The sequence below is a fragment of the Pseudomonas sp. MPC6 genome (assembly GCF_006094435.1).
Taxonomy (GTDB): Bacteria; Pseudomonadota; Gammaproteobacteria; order Pseudomonadales; family Pseudomonadaceae; genus Aquipseudomonas.
The window spans coordinates 5,546,047-5,566,561 of record NZ_CP034783.1; the positions used below are offsets into that span (position 1 = coordinate 5,546,047).

Consider the following 20,515-nt stretch of genomic DNA (forward strand, 5'->3'; position numbering starts at 1 on the left):
TTTCTCCTGATTCCCGGCTACCCGGCACGCGAAAAATGAGCGGCAGAAAAGACCCGCCCCTGGCGGGCTCGATCGTTTCTGCCATCGGGCCTCGGACGCCGAAAACGCCGAGAGGTTCCCGCCTGAACGGTCAGTCGCGGAAGTTGTTGAACTGCAGCGGCATGTCGAAGGTCTTGGCGCGCAGGGCGGCAATGGCTTCTTGCAGGTCGTCACGCTTCTTGCCGGTAATGCGCACCTGCTCACCCTGGATCGCAGCCTGGACCTTGAGCTTGGCGTCCTTGACGTGGGCAACGATCTTCTTCGCCAGCTCCTTGTCGATGCCCTCCTTGAGGACCGCTTCCTGCTTCATCAGCTTGCCAGAGGCATAGGCATCCTTGACTTCAAGGCACTGCACATCGATTTTGCGCTTGACCAGGGCCAGCTTGAGGATCTCAATCATCGCTTCAAGCTGGAAATCGGCCTCGGCGGTCAGGTTGACGGTCAGGTCCTTTTCCTTGAACTCGAAGGTGCCCTTGCCTTTCAGGTCATAACGGCGATCGAGTTCCTTGACGGCGTTCTCGACCGCGTTGGTGACTTCGTGTTTGTCCAGTTCGGATACCACGTCGAACGACGGCATGTAATCTCTCCAATAAAAGGGCGTGCTCGATCACGATGGAGCACGCCTGGCTTGCGGTTAAAATCCGCGCTGATTATAACGGGTCTTTCCCATCATTCACTGCGAGCCTCCCATGCGCGCCTTAAACAGAGCAAAAAGCTGATGTCCACCACCTGGCATGTTCTGGGCGCCGGCAGCCTTGGCACCTTATGGGCGACACGACTGGCGCGAGCCGAGGTGCCGGTCCGGCTGATTGTGCGCGACGCCGCGCGCCTGCAGGCGTACGCCTCGGCGGGCGGGTTGACGCTGGTCGAACACGGTGCAGCGCAATGCTACCCCGTCCCCGCCGAGACGCCCGACAGCGCCGAGCCGATCAATCGACTGCTGGTGGCCTGCAAAGCCTACGACGCCGAGCAAGCCGTGGCCCGGGTGGCACCGCGCCTGGCCCCCGGCGCCGAGCTGATTCTGTTGCAGAACGGTCTTGGCAGTCAGGATGCCGTCGCAGCCCAAGTGCCGCAGGCGCGCTGCATCAGCGCTTCAAGCACCGAAGGGGCCTTTCGCGATGGCGACTGGCGCGTGGTATTCGCCGGGCATGGTTACACCTGGCTGGGGGACGCCGGTCATCCGGTGGCGCCGATCTGGCTGGATGACCTGGACGCCGCCGGCATTCCCCACGAATGGAGCACCGACATCCTGACCCGGCTGTGGCGAAAGCTGGCGCTCAATTGTGCGATCAATCCGTTGACCGTGCTGCACGATTGTCGCAACGGCGGCCTGCAGGACCATCATTGCGAAGTCGCCACCCTCTGCGGCGAACTGACGGAACTGCTCGAGCGTTGCGGCCAACCGGCAGCCGCCGAAGACTTGCAATCGGAAGTCGAACGGGTGATCCACGCCACTGCCGCCAATTATTCGTCGATGTACCAGGACGTCAGCCACCGGCGTCGGACCGAAATCAGCTACCTGTTGGGGCATGCCTGCAAAGTGGCCTCCCGTCATCAGTTGAACCTGCCGCACCTCAATCAACTTCAGCAACGGTTGCGGACCCATCTGCATAGCCTTGGATTGCCCAGCGACTGAGCAGCGGCTACGCTGGCCACTTGTTCCTTTTCAGCGATGAACCTGATGCCACTGCGCCAGCGCCTCGAAAACCTTCCAGTCGGCCAGAAACTGCTGGCCGCCTTGCTGGTGCTGTTGACCACCGTCCTGCTGGTCGCCAACCTGACATTCATCAGCGCCGCGTACTACATTTCTCAGGAAAGCATGGCACCCCAGGCCTTGCAGACCATCGGCCGCCTGGTATCCAACCCGAGCCTGGTGTCCGACGCCCTGAAGTCGCCGCAAAGCGCCGAACGCTTGCTCAACGAGCTCAACAGCTATTCCCCCCTGCGCGCAGCGGCCCTTTATGACGGCAAGGGCGAACGCCTGGCGCAGTTGCAGCATGGCGAAAAGCTGAAGCTGCCGGAGCGCTACCGGCACATCGAATCCTGGCAGGCCACCGAGTTTCGCAGCAATCAAGTGATCACCCTGCCCCGCCCGGGCACTGCGCCGGGGCACCTGCTGCTGGTGGCCAGCAGCGAATTGCCGATGGCGTTCTACACCGGCACCCTGACCGCCAGCCTCGGGATTCTGATCTTCAGCGTGCTGTTGTGGCTGATGATCGCCCGGCAGATCAAACGGCTGATCACCCGGCCGATCCATCAGCTCGAAGAGTTGTCCCGGCAAGTGACCCGGGAGGAGAACTACGCCCTGCGCGCCTCCCGCGGCAACCATGACGAAATCGGCAGCCTGGCCGAGGCCTTCAATACCATGCTCTCGCGCATCGAGGCCAGGGAGCAGCAACTCAAACGCGCTCGGGACGATTCCCAAGCCGCTTATGACCAGGCCCAGGGCCTGGCGGAAGAAACCCGTCATACCAATCGCAAGCTGGAACTGGAAGTCCAGGTGCGCAGCAAGATCGAAAAGAAGCTCACCGGGTTCCAGAACTACCTCAACAGCATTATCGACTCCATGCCCTCGGCATTGATTGCCCTCGATGAACAACTCTATGTCACCCAGTGGAATCAGGAGGCCAGCGCCCTGTCCGGCACGCGCCTGGACGAGGCATTGAACCAGCCGATTTTCCTCGCGTTCGAACCGCTCAAGCCGTTTCTGCCGCAGCTCAAGCAAACCGTCGAACAGCATACGGTGGCCAAGATCGAGCGCGTGACCTGGTTCAAGGACGAAGAACCCAGGCACTACGCCCTGACGTTCTATCCGCTGATGGGCGGCGCCGGGCGTGGTGTGGTGATCCGGATCGACGACATCACCCAGCGCCTGTCCCTGGAAGAAATGATGGTGCAGTCGGAAAAAATGCTCTCGGTTGGCGGTCTCGCCGCCGGCATGGCCCATGAGATCAACAACCCGTTGGGGGCGATCCTGCACAATGTGCAAAACATTCGTCGGCGCCTGTCCCCCGACCTGCCCAAAAACCTTGAACAGGCCGAGCAAATCGGCGTTCAACTGGAGACGGTCAACCAATACCTGCAGGCGCGGGAAGTGCCGCAGTTGCTCGATGGCATTCAACAGGCGGGCGCCCGGGCGGCGAAGATCGTCACCCACATGCTCAGCTTCAGCCGCCGCAGCACCCGGCAGATGGCACCGTGTGATCTGCCGGCGTTGATCGATCAAGCGGTGGAAATTGCCGGAAACGACTTCGACCTGGCGATCGGTTTCGATTTCAAGGGCCAGGCGATCATCCGCCAGTTCGATCCGCAACTCGGCCCGGTACCCGGCACCGCCAACGAACTGGAGCAAGTGCTGCTCAACCTGTTGAAAAACGCCGCCCAAGCGATTCACCAACGCGAAGACGATCGCGAACCGGGGCGGATCATTCTGCGCACCCGGCTGAATCCTCCCTGGGCGGAAATCCAGGTCGAAGACAACGGCATCGGCATGAGCGAGAGCGTGCGCAAGCGTACATTCGAGCCGTTCTTCACCACCAAGGAAATCGGCCAGGGCACCGGCCTTGGCCTGTCGGTTTCGTATTTCATCATCACCAACAACCACAAGGGTCAGATGGAAGTGCAATCGACCCTCGGGCAAGGCACTTGCTTTACCTTGCGCCTACCCTTGGCGGGCACCCCGCTCGTCTCTCAAGAACTCAATCAGCTATCGAGGTAACCATGGGCTTTCGCTTGTCGAAAATTTACACCCGCACCGGCGACAAAGGCGAAACCGGGCTGGGCGACGGCCGCCGCGTGCCCAAGGATCATCCGCGGATCGAGGCGATTGGCGAGGTCGACACCCTGAACAGTCAGGTGGGCGTGCTGTTGGCCGGCTTGGCGGTTGAACGTGTCACATATCCGGGACTGAGCGAGATCATTGAGGTGTTGGCGCCTTGTCAGCATCGGTTGTTCGACTTGGGTGGCGAACTGGCGATGCCGATGTATCAGGCATTGGACCTGGCAGAAATTGAACGGTTGGAAACGGCGATCGATCTGTGGAATGAAGAACTCGGGCCGCTGGAGAACTTCATCTTGCCGGGTGGTTCGGCGTTGATTGCCCAGGCGCATGTCTGCCGCAGCCTGGCGCGCACGGCCGAGCGGCGGTGCCAGCAGTTGAATGCGCTCGAGCCGTTGGCTGGCGTTGGGTTGGCCTATATCAATCGGTTGTCGGATTTGTTGTTTGTGGTGGCGAGGCTGATTGCCAAGCGGCAGGGGGTTGCGGAGATTTTGTGGCAGCCGGCGGTGAAGCCTCAAGATTAATCGGCGCCCTTCAGGCGCCCTTCGCGAGCAAGCCCGCTCCCACAGTCGACCGCGTTCTTCCCTGTGGGAGCGGGCTTACTCGCGAAGAGGCCAGCCGGCTCACCGCAGAATCAAGCTTCTGGCCAGAACGCCCGAATCCCCGCCACACCCTGCGCCCCGGCTTCCCAGGCCTTTTGCTGCTCCGCCGGGCCAACGCCACCGAGCAAAAACACCGGCTTGCTGAAACCCTCGATCATCGCCGAGGCCTGTTCCCAACCCAACGGCTGAGCATCCGGATGGGTCATGGTCGGCTGCACCGGCGACAGGGTCACAAAGTCCACACCCATCTGTTCGGCCAGTGCCAGTTCTTCAGCGTCATGGCAAGATGCCGCCAACCAGCGCGACGCCGGTAGCGGGCGGCCCGCCGCCGCGTACTTGCGCAGTTGCTTTGAGGTGATGTGCCAGCCGGCAGACGGAAAATCGCCCAGCCATTCGAATGGGCCCTTGATCATCAACTGCGCCTTGCCGGCACACAGCCCCGCTGCGTCCACCGCCAGATCGCGGTACTTCGGGTCGTAACCGTTGGGTGCCCGCAACTGGATCAGCCTGATGCCACCGGCAATGGCTTTCTGGATACCGCGCAGCAAGACCGGGGTGTCCAGGTCTTCAGGGGTGATCAGGTACTGCGCCGGCAGTCGTGCCGCCGCAACGATCGGCTGGTTGGCCGCCGGGAACTCGTAGTTCAGCAGGTCACGGTGCGCCACCCACTCCAGAGGCTGCCCCTCGGCCCCGTGAGGCTCGCCGGAAAAGTCCGAGACTTCCCAGACATCCAGCAACACCTGCTTGTCGGGGTAATCGTGCCGGACCTTGATCAACGGCCGCGCCGCATTGACCACAATGCCCAGTTCTTCGTTGAGCTCGCGGGCCAGGGCGATTTCGACGGATTCGTCGTCCTCGACCTTGCCACCCGGAAACTCCCACAGCCCACCCTGATGCTGGGTATCGGCCCGGCGGGCGATGAGGATCTTGCCGCTGCCATCGCGGATGACGGCGGCGGCTACATGGACTCGTTTCACTGCCCGACCTCCTCCAGACCTGCCTTCTGCCAAGCTTTGAAGGCTGGCCATTGGTAGATCGTATTGATGTAGGTTTCGTCCGCCGGGGGCAGCTTCACCTGATAGGTGCGCAGGCGCACGGCGATCGGCGCAAAGAAGGCATCGGCCAGGGTGGCGCCACCAAACAGGAACGGACCGGTGCCGGTCGCGACCGCGCGGCACTCGGCCCACAACGCCAACATGCGCGCGATGTCTGCCTGGACGTCATCCGGTGTCGGCGACAGCGGTGCGTCGTGGCTCAGGTCGAATGGCATGTGATTACGCATCGCGAAGAAACCGCTGTGCATCTGCGCGCATGCCGAACGGGCCTGGGCACGGGCGGCGACGTCCTTGGGCCAGAGGCCGGCGTCGGGGAACTGTTCGGCCAGGTATTCGGCAATCGCCAGGGAATCGGCGAGGGTGCCGTGTGCGGTTTTCAGCAGCGGGACTTTGGCGGTGGGCGAATGCTTGAGCAGGCGCTCACGGGTGTCCGGCTGGTTGAGCTTGATCAGTTCTTCGGTGTAGGGGGCGCCGGTCAGGTCGAGAGCCAGGGCGCCGCGCAGGGACCAGGAGGAATACAGTTTGTCGCCGATGATCAGGTGATAACTCATGTTCAGCGTCCTCGAGCAGGAAAAACTCCTGTAGGAGCTGGCTTGCCAGCAATAGCGGTAGCGGCCTCGACACTTCAATCGCGGCTGAAGACGCCTTCGCCGGCAAGCCGGCTCCTACAGATGATTCAGGTGCGATATTCAGCGTTGATCTTCACGTACTCGTGGGACAAGTCAGTAGTCCAGATGGTTTCGCTGCAATCGCCGCGACCCAGTTCGATCCGGATGGTGATTTCTGCCTGCTGCATCACCGCCGCGCCCTGGGCTTCGGTGTAGGTCGAGGCGCGGGCGCCACGGCTGGCGATGCACACTTCGCCGAGGAACACGTCGATCTTGCTCACGTCCAGGTCAGGTACGCCAGCACGGCCGACAGCGGCCAGGATACGCCCCCAGTTCGGGTCGGAGGCGAACAGCGCGGTCTTGATCAACGGCGAATGGGCCACGGTGTAGCCGACGTCCAGGCACTCCTGATGATTGCCACCACCGTTGACTTCGACGGTGACGAATTTGGTCGCACCTTCGCCGTCGCGAACGATGGCCTGAGCCACGTCCATGCACACTTCGAACACGGCCTGTTTCAGCTTGGCGAACAATTCACCGCTGGCTTCAGTGATTTCCGGCAGCGCAGCCTGACCGGTGGCAATCAGCATGCAGCAATCGTTGGTCGAGGTGTCGCCATCAATGGTAATGCGATTGAACGACTTGTTGGCGCCGTCCAGCAGCAGGTTTTGCAACACCTCGCGTGCGACTTTGGCGTCGGTGGCGATGTAGCCGAGCATGGTCGCCATATTTGGACGGATCATGCCCGCGCCTTTGCTGATACCCGTGACGGTGATGGTCACGCCGTCATGCTCGAACTGGCGACTGGCACCCTTGGGCAGGGTATCGGTGGTCATGATGCCAGTGGCGGCAGCTTCCCAGTTATTCACCGACAGGTCATCGAGTGCGGCTTGCAGCGCGCCTTCGATCTTCTCGACCGGCAGCGGTTCGCCGATCACGCCGGTGGAGTACGGCAGCACCTGGCCCGCATCGACGCCGGTCAGCTCCGCCAGTCTGGCGCAGGTGCGCTCGGCGGCGGCCAGGCCGGGTTCACCGGTGCCGGCGTTGGCATTGCCGGTGTTGGTCAGCAGGTAACGCACCGGGCCTTGCACGCGTTGCTTGGCCAGGATCACAGGCGCTGCGCAAAACGCGTTCAGGGTGAATACGCCCGCCACGGTGGAGCCTTCGGCACAGCGCATGACCACGACATCCTTGCGCCCCGGGCGCTTGATGCCGGCCGAGGCGATACCGAGTTCAAAACCGGCGACCGGGTGCAACGTTGGCAAAGGACCAAGACCAACAGCCATGAATGCGCTCCTTAAATAAGAGGTTGTCTGCACCGCCATGTAATGAACGGTGGTATTAAATGGTAAAACGCCGCGACGGCTGGAGCCGGTCGCGGCGCAGGTATTTCAGCGTATGTAACGGGGTTTACTGGATCTGCCCGTGGCAATGCTTGAATTTCTTGCCCGAACCGCAGTAGCACAGTTCGTTGCGGCCCAGCTTCTGTTCGTTGCGTACCGGCGCGGTGGCGAGGGCGACGTCGACCTCTTCACCGAGCAGTTGCGGCTGCTCAAGACCCGGTGCTTCATCGTGCTGGAACTGCATGCGCGCCGCCAATGCTTCGGCTTCCTGACGCAGGCGCTGCTCTTCTTCGATCGGGTCTTCGCGGCGAACCTGAACGTGGGACAGCACCCGAATCGAATCGCGCTTGATCGAATCCAGCAGCTCGGAGAACAGCGTGAACGACTCGCGCTTGTATTCCTGCTTCGGGTTCTTCTGGGCGTAACCACGCAAGTGGATGCCATGACGCAGGTGATCCATGGTCGACAGGTGGTCTTTCCACAGGTCGTCGAGCACACGCAGCACGATCTGCTTCTCGAAGGTGCGCAGTGCTTCGGCACCGGCCTGGTCTTCTTTCTCGTTATAAGCGGCGATCAGTTCGCTCAGCAGCTTCTCGCGCAGGGTTTCTTCGTAGAGGTGATCATCTTCGTCGAGCCATTGCTGGATCGGCAACGCCACGCCGAAGTCGTTTTGCAGTGCCGCTTCCAGACCGGCCACGTCCCACTGCTCAGGCAGCGATTGCGGTGGAATGTGCGCACTGACCGTCGCGTTGAGCACGTCCTGACGGAAGTCGGCGATGGTTTCGCCGATGTTGTCCGCGGCCAGCAACGTATTACGCATGTGATAGATCACTTTACGTTGTTCGTTGTTGACGTCGTCGAACTCGAGCAGTTGTTTACGAATGTCGAAGTTACGGCCTTCAACCTTGCGCTGGGCCTTCTCGATGGCGTTGGTCACCATGCGGTGCTCGATCGCTTCACCGGACTGCATGCCCAGGGCCTTCATGAAGTTCTTCACCCGGTCCGAGGCGAAGATACGCATCAGGCTGTCTTCCAGCGACAGGTAGAAACGGCTGGAACCGGCGTCACCCTGACGACCGGCACGACCGCGCAGCTGGTTGTCGATGCGGCGCGATTCGTGACGCTCGGAAGCGATCACCTGCAAGCCGCCCGACTCCAGCACTTGCTGGTGACGTTTTTGCCAGTCGGCCTTGATCTGGGCGATCTGCTCCGGCGTTGGATTTTCCAGGGACGCGACTTCCACTTCCCAGTTGCCGCCCAACAGGATGTCGGTACCACGACCGGCCATGTTGGTGGCGATGGTCAGTGCGCCGGGGCGACCGGCCTGGGCGATGATCTCGGCTTCCTTTTCGTGGAACTTGGCGTTCAGGACCTTGTGTTCGATGCCTTCCTTGTCGAGCAGCGTGGACATGTGCTCGGACGTTTCGATGGTTGCAGTACCCACCAGCACCGGACGGCCCTGGGTCATGCATTCCTTGATGTCGTTGATGATCGCCGCGTATTTCTCTTCGGCGGTCAGGAACACCAGGTCGTTGTAGTCTTTACGTGCCAGCGGCTTGTTCGGCGGGATCACCATCACCGACAGACCGTAGATCTGGTGGAATTCGAACGCCTCGGTGTCAGCGGTACCGGTCATGCCGGACAGCTTGTTGTACAGACGGAAGTAGTTCTGGAACGTGGTCGATGCCAGGGTCTGGCTTTCGGCCTGGATGTTCAGGTTTTCCTTGGCTTCGATGGCCTGGTGCAGGCCTTCGGACAGACGGCGACCCGGCATGGTACGACCGGTGTGTTCGTCGACCAGGACAACCTGACCGTCCTGCACGATGTATTCGATGTTGCGATGGAACAGCTTGTGCGCACGCAGACCGGCATAAACGTGAGTCAGCAGGCCCAGGTTGTGTGCCGAGTACAGGCTCTCGCCTTCCGCCAGCAGGCCGACGCGGGTCAGCATGTCTTCGATGAACTGGTGACCGGCTTCGTTGAGTTCGACCTGACGGGTCTTTTCGTCGACGGTGTAGTGCCCAGCCTTGGTGACTTCGCCTTCGACTTCTTCGACGTGCAACTCGAGCTGCGGGATCAGTTTGTTGATCTCGATGTACAGCTTGGAGCTGTCCTCGGCCTGACCGGAAATGATCAGCGGGGTACGGGCTTCGTCGATGAGGATGGAGTCGACTTCGTCGATCACGGCAAAATTGAGTTCACGCTGGAATTTTTCTTCCATGCTGAACGCCATGTTGTCGCGCAGGTAGTCGAAACCGTATTCGTTGTTGGTGCCGTAGGTGATGTCGGCAGCATAAGCGGCGCGCTTCTCTTCCGGCGGCTGGAAAGGTGTCACCACACCGACCGTCATGCCGAGGAACTCGTAGAGCGGACGCATCCAGTTGGCGTCACGGCGGGCCAGGTAGTCGTTCACCGTCACAACGTGCACGCCCTTGCCGGACAGTGCGTTGAGGTAAACGCCCAGGGTTGCCACCAGGGTCTTGCCTTCACCGGTGCGCATTTCCGCGATCATGCCTTCGTGCAAGGTCATGCCGCCGATCAACTGGACATCGAAGTGGCGCATACCCATGACACGCTTGCCGGCTTCGCGGGCGACCGCAAAGGCTTCGGGCAGCAGCTTGTCGAGGGTTTCCCCTTTGGCGATGCGGGCCTTGAACTCGGCTGTCTTGGCACGCAATTGATCGTCCGAAAGGGCCACCATTTGCTCTTCGAAGGCATTGACGAGTTGCACCGTCTTGAGCATGCGTTTGACTTCACGCTCGTTCTTGCTTCCAAAAAGTTTCTTTAACAAAGGCGCAAACATATCGGCAGGATCTTCCACACTAAAGGGATGGAGGGCGGCCCCGTGAGTCGCCCGAGCAGCCCTCATGGCCGCATGCGAACGAGCATTCTACCCGGAAACGGTGGTGAGGAAAGTGGCGTTATTCCACGATGCTGGCACAGCGCTGTGACGGGGCTTACTTAAAATAAGGGCTTTTTGCTGAACTTCAAGCCGTTGACGGCATAAGTTACTCGTTGATTTAATGGGTAAAGCGCTCGCAACGCAATGGGTCGGGCGCATGCGGTGCTTTCTGCTACCATGGCCGCTCTGTTACTTCAGGTGTCTGATCATGGCATTTCGCCCTCTTACGGCCAGAGCACCCGCCGTTCTGCTTCGCGAAGCCAAACCGCTCAAAGCCATCTTTGGCCACGCTCAACGCCTGGGTCATTTACAACGCCTGGTGGAAAGCCAGTTGCAGCCCGCTGCGCGCGAACATTGCCATGTGGCATCGTGGCGCGAAGGCAGTTTGTTGCTGATTGTCACCGACGGTCACTGGGCCACTCGTTTGCGTTATCAGCAAAAGCGTCTGCAGCGGCAATTGCAGCTGTTCGATGAGTTCGCCAGCCTGACGCGGATTCTGTTCAAGGTGCAGCCACCCACGGTCCAGCAAGGCGCGGCCGGTCATACCATCAGATTGTCGACCGATGCGGGCGCGACCATCCAGGCCACGGCCGAGGGGATCACTGATCCGAATCTGCGGGCGGCGCTGGAGCGCCTTGCGGCGCACGCCAAGCCCAAGGTTTAAAACTGCCTCCTACCGGCGTTTGCTGCCGCCGAGCAATGAACCCATCAGCCCGCGTACCAATTGTCGGCCCAACTGATTGGCCGCCTGGCGCATCGCCGATTTCAGCGCCTGCCCTGCCGCCGTGCCGAGGAATTCACCGGCCTTGTCGGTGAAACTGGGCTCTTCGGCTGCCGGTTTACCTGGAGCGGCGTCCGGTTCCGGGGCCAGTCCTTTACGCCCCAACAGCACTTCATACGCCGACTCGCGGTCGATCGGCTTGTCGTAACGCCCCTTGAATGCGGATCCGGCAATCAGCACCGTGCGCTCCGTCTCGGTCAATGGCCCGATCCGCGACTGCGGCGGAGCCACCAGCACCCGCTGGACCATCCCGGGCGTGCCTTTATCCTGCAAAGTGCCGACCAAAGCCTCGCCGATCCCGAGTTCGGTCAGCACCGACAAGGTATCGAACGCCGGGTTCGGCCGAAAGCCCTCCGCCACGGCGCGCAGGGATTTCTGCTCCTTGGCGGTGAACGCGCGCAATCCATGCTGGATCCGCAACCCCAACTGGGCCAGTACGTCATCCGGCAGGTCGCCCGGCGATTGGGTGACGAAATACACGCCCACACCTTTCGAACGAATCAGCCGCACGACCTGCTCCAATCGGTCCTGCAAGGCCTTGGGCGTATCGGCGAACAACAAATGCGCCTCATCGAAAAACAGCGCCAGCAGGGGTTTGTCCGCATCACCGCGTTCCGGCAGTTGCTCGAACAGTTCGGCCAACAGCCACAACAGGAACGTTGCATAGACCTTGGGGGCTTCGTGGACCAGGCGACTGGCATCGAGCAGGTGAATACGCCCGCGACCATCGGCGCCCGGTTGCAGAATATCTTCGAGTTGCAGCCCCGGCTCGCCAAACAGCGCTTCTGCACCCTGTTGCTCCAGGGTCGCCAGACGCCGCAACAGGGCCTGGCTGGAACCCGTGGTCATCAGCGCGGCGTCGTCGCCCAGCAATTCAGGATGATCACGCAGGTGATTGAGCAGCGCCTTCAGATCCTTCAGGTCCAGCAGCAACAGCCCTTCGCGGTCCGCCACCTTGAAGGCGGCATACAGCGCCGACTGCTGGCTGTCGGTCAATTCCAGCAGACTGCCCAGCAGCAGCGGCCCCATTTCACTCAGGGTGGTGCGCAAGGGATGCCCGGACTGACCGTGAATGTCCCACAGGGTGACCGGATACGCCTGGGGTTTGTGGTTCAGCCAAGGCATCCCCGCAATGCGCTCGGCGACCTTGCCTTGGGGCTCACCGGCTGCGCCCAGGCCGCACAGGTCGCCTTTGATATCCGCCGCAAACACCGCCACGCCGGCGTCACTGAACGCTTCGGCCAGGCGTTGCAAGGTGACGGTCTTGCCGGTGCCGGTGGCGCCCGCCACCAGGCCATGACGGTTTGTCAGACGCATGGCCTGGGCAATCGGCTGTCCCGCGAGGTCGGCACCGATAACGAGTTGCAGTGAATCAGGCATTTTGTCACCCCATGATTAAGCTTTGATCCTTCACGGCCGATATAAAAGACTGAAAAGCATCGGTAATTCCCTAAGGAGAGTACGGAAGTATCAGCTTGTTTTCACTGCCGCCCATTGCGCGTTCCTTTATAAAAGCACGCCTTTGGCACCACGACCCTAGCGGAACCCCAAGCCATGAACAAAAACCTGCGTTTCAGCCATAAAATCCTGCTTGCCGCCGCCCTCATTGTCATGGCCGCCTTTGCCTCGTTCACGCTGTACAACGACTATTTACAACGCAACGCCATCCGCGAAGACCTGGACAGCTACCTCAATGAGATGGGGGATGTCACCGCCAACAATATCCAGACCTGGCTGGCCGGTCGTATCCTGTTGATCGACAACCTCGCCCAGAACATCGCGATCAATCCTGAACCGTCCACCGTCACCAGCCTGCTTGAGCAGAAAGCCCTGACGTCGACCTTCATGGCGTCTTACCTGGGCGACGCCACCGGCAGCTTCACCATTCGTCCGGACGCCAGAATGCCCGCCGGTTTCGACCCGCGGGTGCGCCCTTGGTACAAAGGCGCCGAAAGCAGCAGCACAGCGACCCTGACCGAACCTTATATCGATGCGGCCACTGGCCAGACCATCATCTCCATCGCCACCGCCTCGAAAAAAGCCGGGCAAAACGTCGGCGTGGTCGGCGGCGACCTCAGCCTGCAAACCTTGATCGACACCCTCAGCGCCCGCGACTTCGACGGCATGGGCTACGCCTTCCTGGTCAGTTCCGACGGCAAGATCCTGGTGCACCCGGACAAAGCCCTGGTGATGAAGACCCTGAATGAAGCGTATCCGGACAATACCCCGCGTATCAGCCGCGACTTCAGTGAAGTGCAGGTGGACGGCAAGACCCGCATCGTCACGTTCACCCCGATCAAGGGCCTGCCCTCGGTCAACTGGTACATCGGTCTGTCGGTGGACAAGGACAAAGCCTTCTCGATGCTGACCGAGTTCCGCGCCTCGGCGGTCATCGCGACGGTCATCGCCGTGGCCACCATCATTGCCCTGCTGGGCATGCTGATCCGCATCCTGATCCAGCCGCTGCATGTCATGACCCGCGCCATGGCAGACATCGCCGACGGTGAAGGTGACCTGACCAAACGCCTGACCATCCAGAACAACGACGAATTCGGCGTTCTCGGCACCGCGTTCAACCGTTTCGTCGAGCGTATTCACGGCTCGATCCGCGAAGTGTCCTCCGCCACCGGCCAAGTCAACGAAGTGGCGTTGCGCGTGGTGGCGGCCTCGAACTCGTCGATGTTCAACTCCGACCAACAGGCTTCCCGCACCAGCAGCGTCGCCGCGGCCATCAACCAGCTCGGCGCTGCAGCCCAGGAAATCGCGCGCAACGCCGCGCAAGCGTCGAGTCAGGCCAGCGATGCCCGCAGCCTGGCCGAAGATGGCCAGCAAGTGGTGGAGCGTAGCATTGCCGCGATGAATCAGCTGTCGAGCATGCTCAGCGCCTCAAGTACCAACATCGAATCGCTGAACAGCAAAACCGTGAACATCGGGCAGATTCTGGAAGTGATCACCAGCATTTCCCAGCAAACCAACCTGCTGGCGCTTAATGCTGCCATCGAAGCGGCGCGCGCCGGTGAGGCCGGTCGTGGTTTTGCCGTGGTGGCCGATGAGGTCCGCAACCTGGCCCACCGTACGCAGGAATCGGCGCAGCAGGTGCAGACCATGATCGAGGAACTGCAAGTCGGCGCCCGCGAGTCCGTGAGCACCATGAGCGACAGCCAGCGTCACAGCCAGGACAGCGTGGTCATCGCCAACCTGGCGGGTGAGCGCCTGAACAGCGTGACGTTGCGCATTGGCGAGATTGACGGCATGAACCAGTCGGTGGCGACGGCGACCGAGGAACAGACGGCCGTGGTGGAATCAATCAATGTGGACATTACCGAGATCAATACATTGAATCAGGAGGGGGTGGAGAACCTGCAGTCGACGTTGCGCGCGTGTGTCGATCTGGAGCAGCAGGCGGGGCGGCTCAAGCAGTTGGTGGGCAGTTTCCGTATTTAGTGCCTGTTCCGGCCCCTTCGCTGGCAAGCCAGCTCCTACAGGGTTCACGCAAATCCCTTGTAGGAGCTGGCTTGCCAGCGAAAGCGGTCCGTCATACACCGCAAAACCCTCGCCGGCACCCCAGCCGCAAAACCCCAACCGAACAACTATCCTTCATAAAGGTCAACCAAGGGAGAACAACGGACCGGAGGGATGTTCATCGTGCATATCGCTGACATAACCATGTTCTACGCCCCTGCCAGCGGTGGCGTGCGCACTTATCTGGATGCAAAGCACCGTCGCCTGGGCATCAAGCCGGGCATTCGCCACAGTTTACTGATCCCCGGATCGTCCTTGAGCGAACAGGATGGCGTTTTCACCGTTCCGGCACCCGCCCTGCCCTTCGGCAAAGGTTATCGTTTCCCCCTCCGTCTCGCGCCCTGGCGCAATGTCCTGCAGGTTTTGCAGCCCGACCTGATCGAAGTCGGCGACCCTTATCTCACCGCCTGGGCGGCGCTGGATGCCCGCCGGCAACTCGATGTGCCGGTGATCGGTTTTTATCATTCGGACTTGCCGCTGCTGGTCAGCAATCGCATGGGCAACTGGGTCACGACCAATGTCGAAGCCTATGTCAGCAAGCTCTACGGCAACTTCGACCGGGTCCTGGCGCCGAGCCGGGTGATGGCCGACAAGCTGATTGGCCTCGGGGTGAAGAACGTTTTCGTGCAGCCCTTGGGCGTCGACCTGCAAACTTTCCACCCCTCTGCGCGGGACCCGGGCTTGCGGGCCGAATTGGGGATCGATGAAAACACTCATTTGCTGATCTTCGCCGGACGCGGTTCCAAGGAAAAAAACCTGCCGGTCCTGCTCGACTGCATGAAACGACTGGGACGGCGCTATCACCTGCTGCTGGTTGGTTCGTCGATGCCAGCCCTGGTGCCGGATAACGTCACCGTGGTCGATGAATTCTGCCCGGCGGCGCAAGTCGCCCGGCTGATGGCCAGCGCCGATGCGCTGCTGCATGCCGGGGACCAGGAAACCTTCGGCCTGGTGATTCTCGAAGCCATGGCCAGTGGCATTCCGGTGGTGGCCGTGGCGGCAGGGGCTTTTCAGGAAATCGTCACCGATCAATGCGGCCTGCTGTGCCCGCCGAACAATTCCATGGCGATGGCCAACGCCGTACGTGAACTGTTCGGTTCGGGGAGCGCCGTCCTGGGCAAACAGGCCCGCCGCCATGCCGAGCAGCATTACTCCTGGGACACGGTGGTCAACAGCCTGCTGGGGCACTATCACGCCGTGCTCGGCACCCATTGGCCGCTGATTGCCAATGGTTGAGCGCATGAGCCGGCCCAGCCTGTTACTGGTGCTGCACGATGTCGCGCCGCATACCTGGGCCGACTACCAACCCTTTGTCGCTGCCGTCGACGCCTTGGGCGTGGTGCCAATGACCTGGCTGGTGGTGCCCGATTTTCACAAGCACAACCCTCTGGACGCCCATCCGGAATTTCGACGTATGCTCACCGACCGGGTCATCCGTGGTGACGAACTGGCGCTGCACGGCCACTTTCACTGCGATGAAGGCCCCACGCCCAGCACGCCACGAGACTGGTTCATGCGCCGGATCTACACCCACGAAGGCGAGTTCTACAGCCTGTCCCAGGACGCCGCCCTCGCCCGCCTGCGCGCCGGCATCGAGGTGTTCCGCCGTTACGACTGGCCTCTGGCAGGTTTCGTCGCCCCGGCCTGGTTGATGAGTGAAGGCACACGCCAGGCCTTGCGCCAACTGCCGCTGAGCTACACCAGTGACCCGCAACACCTGTACCGCCTGCCGGATTTCTCGGCGGTCGACGCCCCCGGGCTGGTCTGGAGTGCGCGCAGTGCCTGGCGCCGGGGCGTGTCGAAACTGCTCAGCGACCAGCGCGAACTGCGCTGGCGGCAGGCACCGGTGATTCGACTCGGCCTGCACCCGGTGGACATGCGCCATCAATTCTCCCGTAATTACTGGCTGCAGACGCTCAAGCGCCTGCTCGACGAGGGGCGCATGCCGCTGACCAAGGCTCATTGGCTGTCGTTGCGAACCGACCGTGTCGGGCGCGCCGCATGAGTCGCGGGATTCTGCTGCTCGTCGCGCTGCTCGCTGCTGTGCTGATTCCGTCACTGCTGGGCGGTAACGAAACCTGGTCCCGGCTGCAAAAATTTCCGCTGCATTGGCTGCTGATCATGTTCGGCATGATCCTGCTGTGCTGGGTGCTCAATACCTTGCGCTTGCGTCTGTTGCTGGGGGATCAGCGCGACAAGGTCAGCCGGCTCAAAAGCCTCGGGGTGGTCATGGCCGCCGAGTTCGCTTATTGCGCCACGCCCGGCGGCAGCGGTGGACCGCTGACCATCATGGCATTGCTGGCGCGCAATGGCGTGCGTCCGGCCAGGGGCAGCGCCGTGTTCGCCATGGATCAACTGAGCGACCTGCTGTTTTTCCTCTGCGCACTGAGCGGGATTCTGATTTATGCCCTGTTCCAGCACTTGAGCGCACGCATGGAATGGCTGCTGACTGTCAGTGCCGTGTCGATGTTTGGCGGCTTGCTCACCTGTGTGGTGGTGGCGCGCTATCACCGTTTACTGATTCGCCTGAGCGGTCGCCTGCTCGTTCGTCTTAATGTCAAAGGCGCCACACGCCTGCGCTGGGCGCGAAAGCTGCTGCACTTCCTGGCAGCCTTCACGGACACGCTGAAGTTGCCTTCTCAGACATTGATCACGGTGTTTGTCCTGACTTGCCTGCATTGGGTCCTGCGCTATAGCGTGCTGTATCTGGCGTTGCGCGGGCTCGGAGCGGATCTGCAGTGGGCCTGGAGTTTTCTGATCCAGATGCTTTCCCTGAGTGCGGGGCAATTCAGCCTGTTGCCCGGGGGTGCCGGGGCGGCGGAGCTGACCTCAGCGGCGCTGCTGGCGCCGATGGTGGGGAAATCCACTGCGGCGGCGGCGATACTGATCTGGCGGGCGGTGACCTATTACTTCTATTTACTGGTGGGCGGGCCGGTATTTTTGTTGATGCTTGGGCGGCCTCTGTTGAAGAAATTGCTGAAGTTCAAGCAGGCGTGAATTCTGAGGCGCTGTGAAACTGCAAGACCCCATGGCCCCTTCGCCAGCAAGCTGGCTCCTACAGGGATCTCCAGCGCACAGCAAACTCAGGCTCACCCCCGATCAACTGTAGGAGCTGGCTTGCCAGCGAAGGCGGCCCCAAGATCGATACAAGTCTCCCGGGCCCCTTCGCCAGCAAGCTGGCTCCTACAGGGATCTCCAGCGCACAGCAAACTCAGGCTCACCCCCGATCAACTGCAGGAGCTGGCTTGCCAGCGAAGGCGGCCCCAAGATCGATACAAGTCTCCCGGGCCCCTTCGCCAGCAAGCCGGCTCCTACAGGGATCTCCAGCGCACAGCAAACTCAGGCTCACCCCCGATCAACTGCAGGAGCTGGCTTGCCAGCGAAGGCGGCCCCAAGATCGATACAAGTCTCCCGGGCCCCTTCGCCAGCAAGCTGGCTCCTACAGGGATCTCCAGCGCACAGCAAACTCAGGCTCACCCCCGATCAACTGCAGGAGCTGGCTTGCCAGCGAAGGCGGCCCCAAGATCGATACAAGTCTCCCGGGCCCCTTCGCCAGCAAGCCGGCTCCTACAGGGATCTCCAGCGCACAGCAAACTCAGGCTCACCCCCGATCAACTGCAGGAGCTGGCTTGCCAGCGAAGGCGGCCCCAAGATCGATACAAGTCTCCCGGGCCCCTTCGCCAGCAAGCCGGCTCCTACAGGGATCTCCAGCGCACAGCAAACTCAGGCTCACCCCCGATCAACTGCAGGAGCTGGCTTGCCAGCGAAGGCGGCCCCAAGATCGATACAAGTCTCCCGGGCCCCTTCGCCAGCAAGCCGGCTCCTACAGGGATCTCCAGCGCACAGCAAACTCAGGCTCACCCCCGATCAACTGTAGGAGCTGGCTTGCCAGCGAAGGCGGCCTCAAGATCGATACAAGTCTCCCGGGCCCCTTCGCCAGCAAGCTGGCTCCTACAGGGATCTCCAGCGCACAGCAAACTCAGGCTCACCCCCGATCAACTGTAGGAGCTGGCTTGCCAGCGAAGGCGGCCTCAAGATCGATACAAGTCTAAGGCCCTTTCGTCGGCAAGCCAGCGTCTGAATCCGGATTCAAAGCCTTCCACAACTCGGCAGCCCCAGGAAATTCCGTACCATCCTCGGCGCTCAAGTCGTGCGGATCATAACGACTCAAACACCCCTCACCCACCGTGGCTGGCGCTCTTGAAGTAGCTTTATCGAGTGGATTGGCCATAAACATATCCTCAGGTCAAAAACGACAAAGGGCCTGATGCGATTGAACGCCCAGGCCCTTCGAATTTCAACCGCGCCGTATCGCTGTCAGAACACAACGGTCTTGTTGCCGTGCACCAACACCCGATCTTCCAGGTGATAACGCAGGCCCCGGGCCAATACCATCTTCTCGACGTCGCGGCCGAAGCGCACCATGTCTTCGATGCTGTCGCTGTGGCTGACGCGCACCACGTCCTGCTCGATGATCGGACCGGCGTCCAGCTCTTCGGTCACGTAATGGCAAGTAGCGCCGATCAGCTTTACGCCACGCAGGGAGGCCTGGTGATACGGCTTGGCACCGACAAACGACGGCAGGAAGCTGTGGTGAATGTTGATCACCTTATGGGCATATTCGCTGCACAGCGCGGGCGGCAGGATCTGCATGTATCGGGCAAGTACCACCACTTCGGCATCATGCTGTTTGACCAGGCGCGAGACTTCGGCGAATGCCGGCTCTTTATCCTGCGCATTGACCGGTACATGGTAGTAAGGAATACCGTGCCACTCGACCATGCTGCGCAAGTCGTCATGGTTGGAAATCACACAGGAAATTTCGCAATCCAGTTCGTCGCTGTGCCAGCGATGCAGCAAATCGGCCAGGCAGTGAGACTCGCGACTGGCCATCAACACCACACGCTTCTTCTGCGCGGTATCGGTGATGCGCCAGTTCATCGAGAACTCTTCGGCAATGGGTGCAAACGCTTCGCGAAAGGCCTCGATGCCGAAGGGCAGCGAATCGGCACGAATTTCGTGACGCATAAAGAACCAGCCACTGAGATTGTCCGAGTGGTGGCTCGCTTCAGTGATCCAGCCATTGTGTGACGCCAGAAAGTTACTGACTTTAGCAACGATGCCGACGCGGTCCGGGCAAGCAATCACCAGCCGAAAAGTGCGCATGAGGGTCAAACTCCAGAACTTCGCAAAGGTCGCCATTCTAGCGATTGCGCAGCAAAACTGCAGTATTGATGACGTCTCGCGTTGCACGAAGGTCGGCGACACGGGTCCCGGCTGCATCCGTCACCCGCGCGTTGGTGTTCTTATTGCATTCTTCAAGTGTCAAAATGTGACTGTCTGTGATGCCTGGTTGACGATCATTTAACTGCACCTCCAACCTGGACCTGTTCAACAAAACTAAATTAAATAAACTCCGGTTAAATGTTTACTTGATGAAACAGCCTGACTATTATTGCCGCACTGTCACCTAGCACCCTGCGCCCAACATAAGGTAGTCCCCATGTCCTTGATCAACGAATACCGTGCCACCGAAGAAGCAATCAAAGAGCTGCAAGCCCGTTTGAAGAATCTGTCCCAAGACGACAAACTGCAAACCGAGCTGGAATTCGAAGGCAAACTGCGCACCCTGATGGGTGAATACTCCAAGTCCCTGCGCGACATCATCGCGCTGCTGGATCCTGAGTCCAAAACCAAAGCTCCACGCGGTGGCGCAGTAAAAACTACCGGCACCAAACGTGCCCGTAAAGTTAAACAATACAAAAACCCGCACAACGGCGAAGTCATCGAAACCAAAGGTGGCAACCACAAGACTCTGAAAGAGTGGAAAGCCAAGTGGGGCGGTGATGTGGTTGAGGGTTGGGCTACCCTGCTGGGCTAAGCCG

17 protein-coding genes are annotated in these 20,515 nt (G+C 60.8%); 9 read left to right on the plus strand and 8 right to left on the minus strand.

The window, feature by feature from the left end:
* Positions 1–130: 130 nt before the first annotated feature.
* Complete coding sequence (locus ELQ88_RS27785; protein ID WP_007906601.1) at positions 131–616, minus strand: YajQ family cyclic di-GMP-binding protein; 486 nt, start codon at positions 614–616, stop codon at positions 131–133.
* Positions 617–757: 141 nt separating this feature from the next.
* On the opposite strand from ELQ88_RS27785, the gene ELQ88_RS27790 reads away from it, so the two are divergent.
* The 3 genes from ELQ88_RS27790 to ELQ88_RS27800 are packed head-to-tail and all read left to right on the plus strand — an operon-like array spanning position 758 to position 4,341.
* A complete protein-coding gene (locus tag ELQ88_RS27790) occupies positions 758–1,675 on the plus strand; it encodes a putative 2-dehydropantoate 2-reductase (RefSeq protein WP_128872296.1) in 918 nt (305 codons plus the stop codon).
* Positions 1,676–1,720: 45 nt separating this feature from the next.
* Positions 1,721–3,757 (plus strand): HAMP domain-containing sensor histidine kinase, encoded by a 2,037-nt coding sequence (locus ELQ88_RS27795; protein WP_128872297.1) that lies wholly within the window; start codon positions 1,721–1,723, stop codon positions 3,755–3,757.
* 2 nt (positions 3,758–3,759) lie between these two features.
* Entirely contained in the window at positions 3,760–4,341 is a 582-nt protein-coding gene (locus ELQ88_RS27800; protein ID WP_138968925.1) for a cob(I)yrinic acid a,c-diamide adenosyltransferase, read from the plus strand.
* Positions 4,342–4,451: 110 nt separating this feature from the next.
* Here ELQ88_RS27800 and ELQ88_RS27805 read toward each other — a convergent pair whose 3' ends face one another.
* The 4 genes from ELQ88_RS27805 to secA all read right to left on the minus strand — a co-directional run bounded on the left by ELQ88_RS27805 (position 4,452) and on the right by secA (position 10,228).
* Positions 4,452–5,396: a Nudix family hydrolase gene (locus ELQ88_RS27805; RefSeq protein WP_138968926.1), complete on the minus strand. Its 945-nt coding sequence runs from the start codon at positions 5,394–5,396 to the stop codon at positions 4,452–4,454.
* Entirely contained in the window at positions 5,393–6,025 is a 633-nt protein-coding gene (locus tag ELQ88_RS27810; RefSeq protein ID WP_128872300.1) for a glutathione S-transferase family protein, read from the minus strand. The genes ELQ88_RS27805 and ELQ88_RS27810 overlap by 4 nt, the downstream gene beginning before the upstream one ends.
* A gap of 125 nt (positions 6,026–6,150) precedes the next feature.
* Positions 6,151–7,368 carry a bifunctional glutamate N-acetyltransferase/amino-acid acetyltransferase ArgJ gene (gene argJ / locus ELQ88_RS27815; protein WP_128872301.1) on the minus strand — a complete coding sequence of 406 codons (1,218 nt, stop codon included), beginning with the start codon at positions 7,366–7,368 and terminating at the stop codon, positions 6,151–6,153.
* Between the two features lie 124 nt (positions 7,369–7,492).
* Positions 7,493–10,228, minus strand: coding sequence for a preprotein translocase subunit SecA (secA, locus tag ELQ88_RS27820; protein ID WP_128872302.1), 2,736 nt, complete (start codon positions 10,226–10,228; stop codon positions 7,493–7,495).
* A 307-nt stretch (positions 10,229–10,535) separates the two neighbouring features.
* Between secA and ELQ88_RS27825 the strand changes: the two genes are divergently transcribed.
* Positions 10,536–10,991, plus strand: coding sequence for a DciA family protein (locus ELQ88_RS27825; protein WP_128872303.1), 456 nt, complete (start codon positions 10,536–10,538; stop codon positions 10,989–10,991).
* Between the two features lie 9 nt (positions 10,992–11,000).
* Here ELQ88_RS27825 and ELQ88_RS27830 read toward each other — a convergent pair whose 3' ends face one another.
* Positions 11,001–12,488 (minus strand): helicase HerA-like domain-containing protein, encoded by a 1,488-nt coding sequence (locus ELQ88_RS27830; protein WP_138968927.1) that lies wholly within the window; start codon positions 12,486–12,488, stop codon positions 11,001–11,003.
* 174 nt (positions 12,489–12,662) lie between these two features.
* Here ELQ88_RS27830 and ELQ88_RS27835 point away from each other — a divergent pair, with 174 nt between their 5' ends.
* The 4 genes from ELQ88_RS27835 (at position 12,663) to ELQ88_RS27850 (ending at position 17,627) form a co-directional block, all read left to right on the plus strand.
* Positions 12,663–14,552 carry a methyl-accepting chemotaxis protein gene (locus tag ELQ88_RS27835; protein ID WP_128872305.1) on the plus strand — a complete coding sequence of 630 codons (1,890 nt, stop codon included), beginning with the start codon at positions 12,663–12,665 and terminating at the stop codon, positions 14,550–14,552.
* Between the two features lie 192 nt (positions 14,553–14,744).
* Positions 14,745–15,866, plus strand: coding sequence for a glycosyltransferase family 1 protein (locus ELQ88_RS27840; protein ID WP_138968928.1), 1,122 nt, complete (start codon positions 14,745–14,747; stop codon positions 15,864–15,866).
* Positions 15,859–16,635, plus strand: a complete 777-nt coding sequence (locus ELQ88_RS27845) for a DUF2334 domain-containing protein (RefSeq protein ID WP_138968929.1) — start codon at positions 15,859–15,861, stop codon at positions 16,633–16,635. Before ELQ88_RS27840 ends, ELQ88_RS27845 begins: the two co-directional genes overlap by 8 nt.
* On the plus strand, positions 16,632–17,627 hold the full coding sequence (locus ELQ88_RS27850) for a lysylphosphatidylglycerol synthase transmembrane domain-containing protein (protein ID WP_138968930.1): 996 nt from the start codon (positions 16,632–16,634) through the stop codon (positions 17,625–17,627). Before ELQ88_RS27845 ends, ELQ88_RS27850 begins: the two co-directional genes overlap by 4 nt.
* 1,051 nt (positions 17,628–18,678) lie before the next feature.
* Here the strand turns inward: ELQ88_RS27850 and ELQ88_RS34855 are convergent.
* Both ELQ88_RS34855 and purU read right to left on the minus strand, forming a co-directional pair.
* Positions 18,679–18,861: a hypothetical protein gene (locus ELQ88_RS34855; RefSeq protein WP_138968931.1), complete on the minus strand. Its 183-nt coding sequence runs from the start codon at positions 18,859–18,861 to the stop codon at positions 18,679–18,681.
* Between the two features lie 86 nt (positions 18,862–18,947).
* Positions 18,948–19,796, minus strand: coding sequence for a formyltetrahydrofolate deformylase (gene purU, locus ELQ88_RS27860; RefSeq protein WP_138968932.1), 849 nt, complete (start codon positions 19,794–19,796; stop codon positions 18,948–18,950).
* Between the two features lie 337 nt (positions 19,797–20,133).
* Between purU and mvaT the strand changes: the two genes are divergently transcribed.
* A complete protein-coding gene (mvaT, locus tag ELQ88_RS27870) occupies positions 20,134–20,511 on the plus strand; it encodes a histone-like nucleoid-structuring protein MvaT (protein ID WP_007933316.1) in 378 nt (125 codons plus the stop codon).
* The last annotated feature ends 4 nt before the right edge of the window (positions 20,512–20,515 follow it).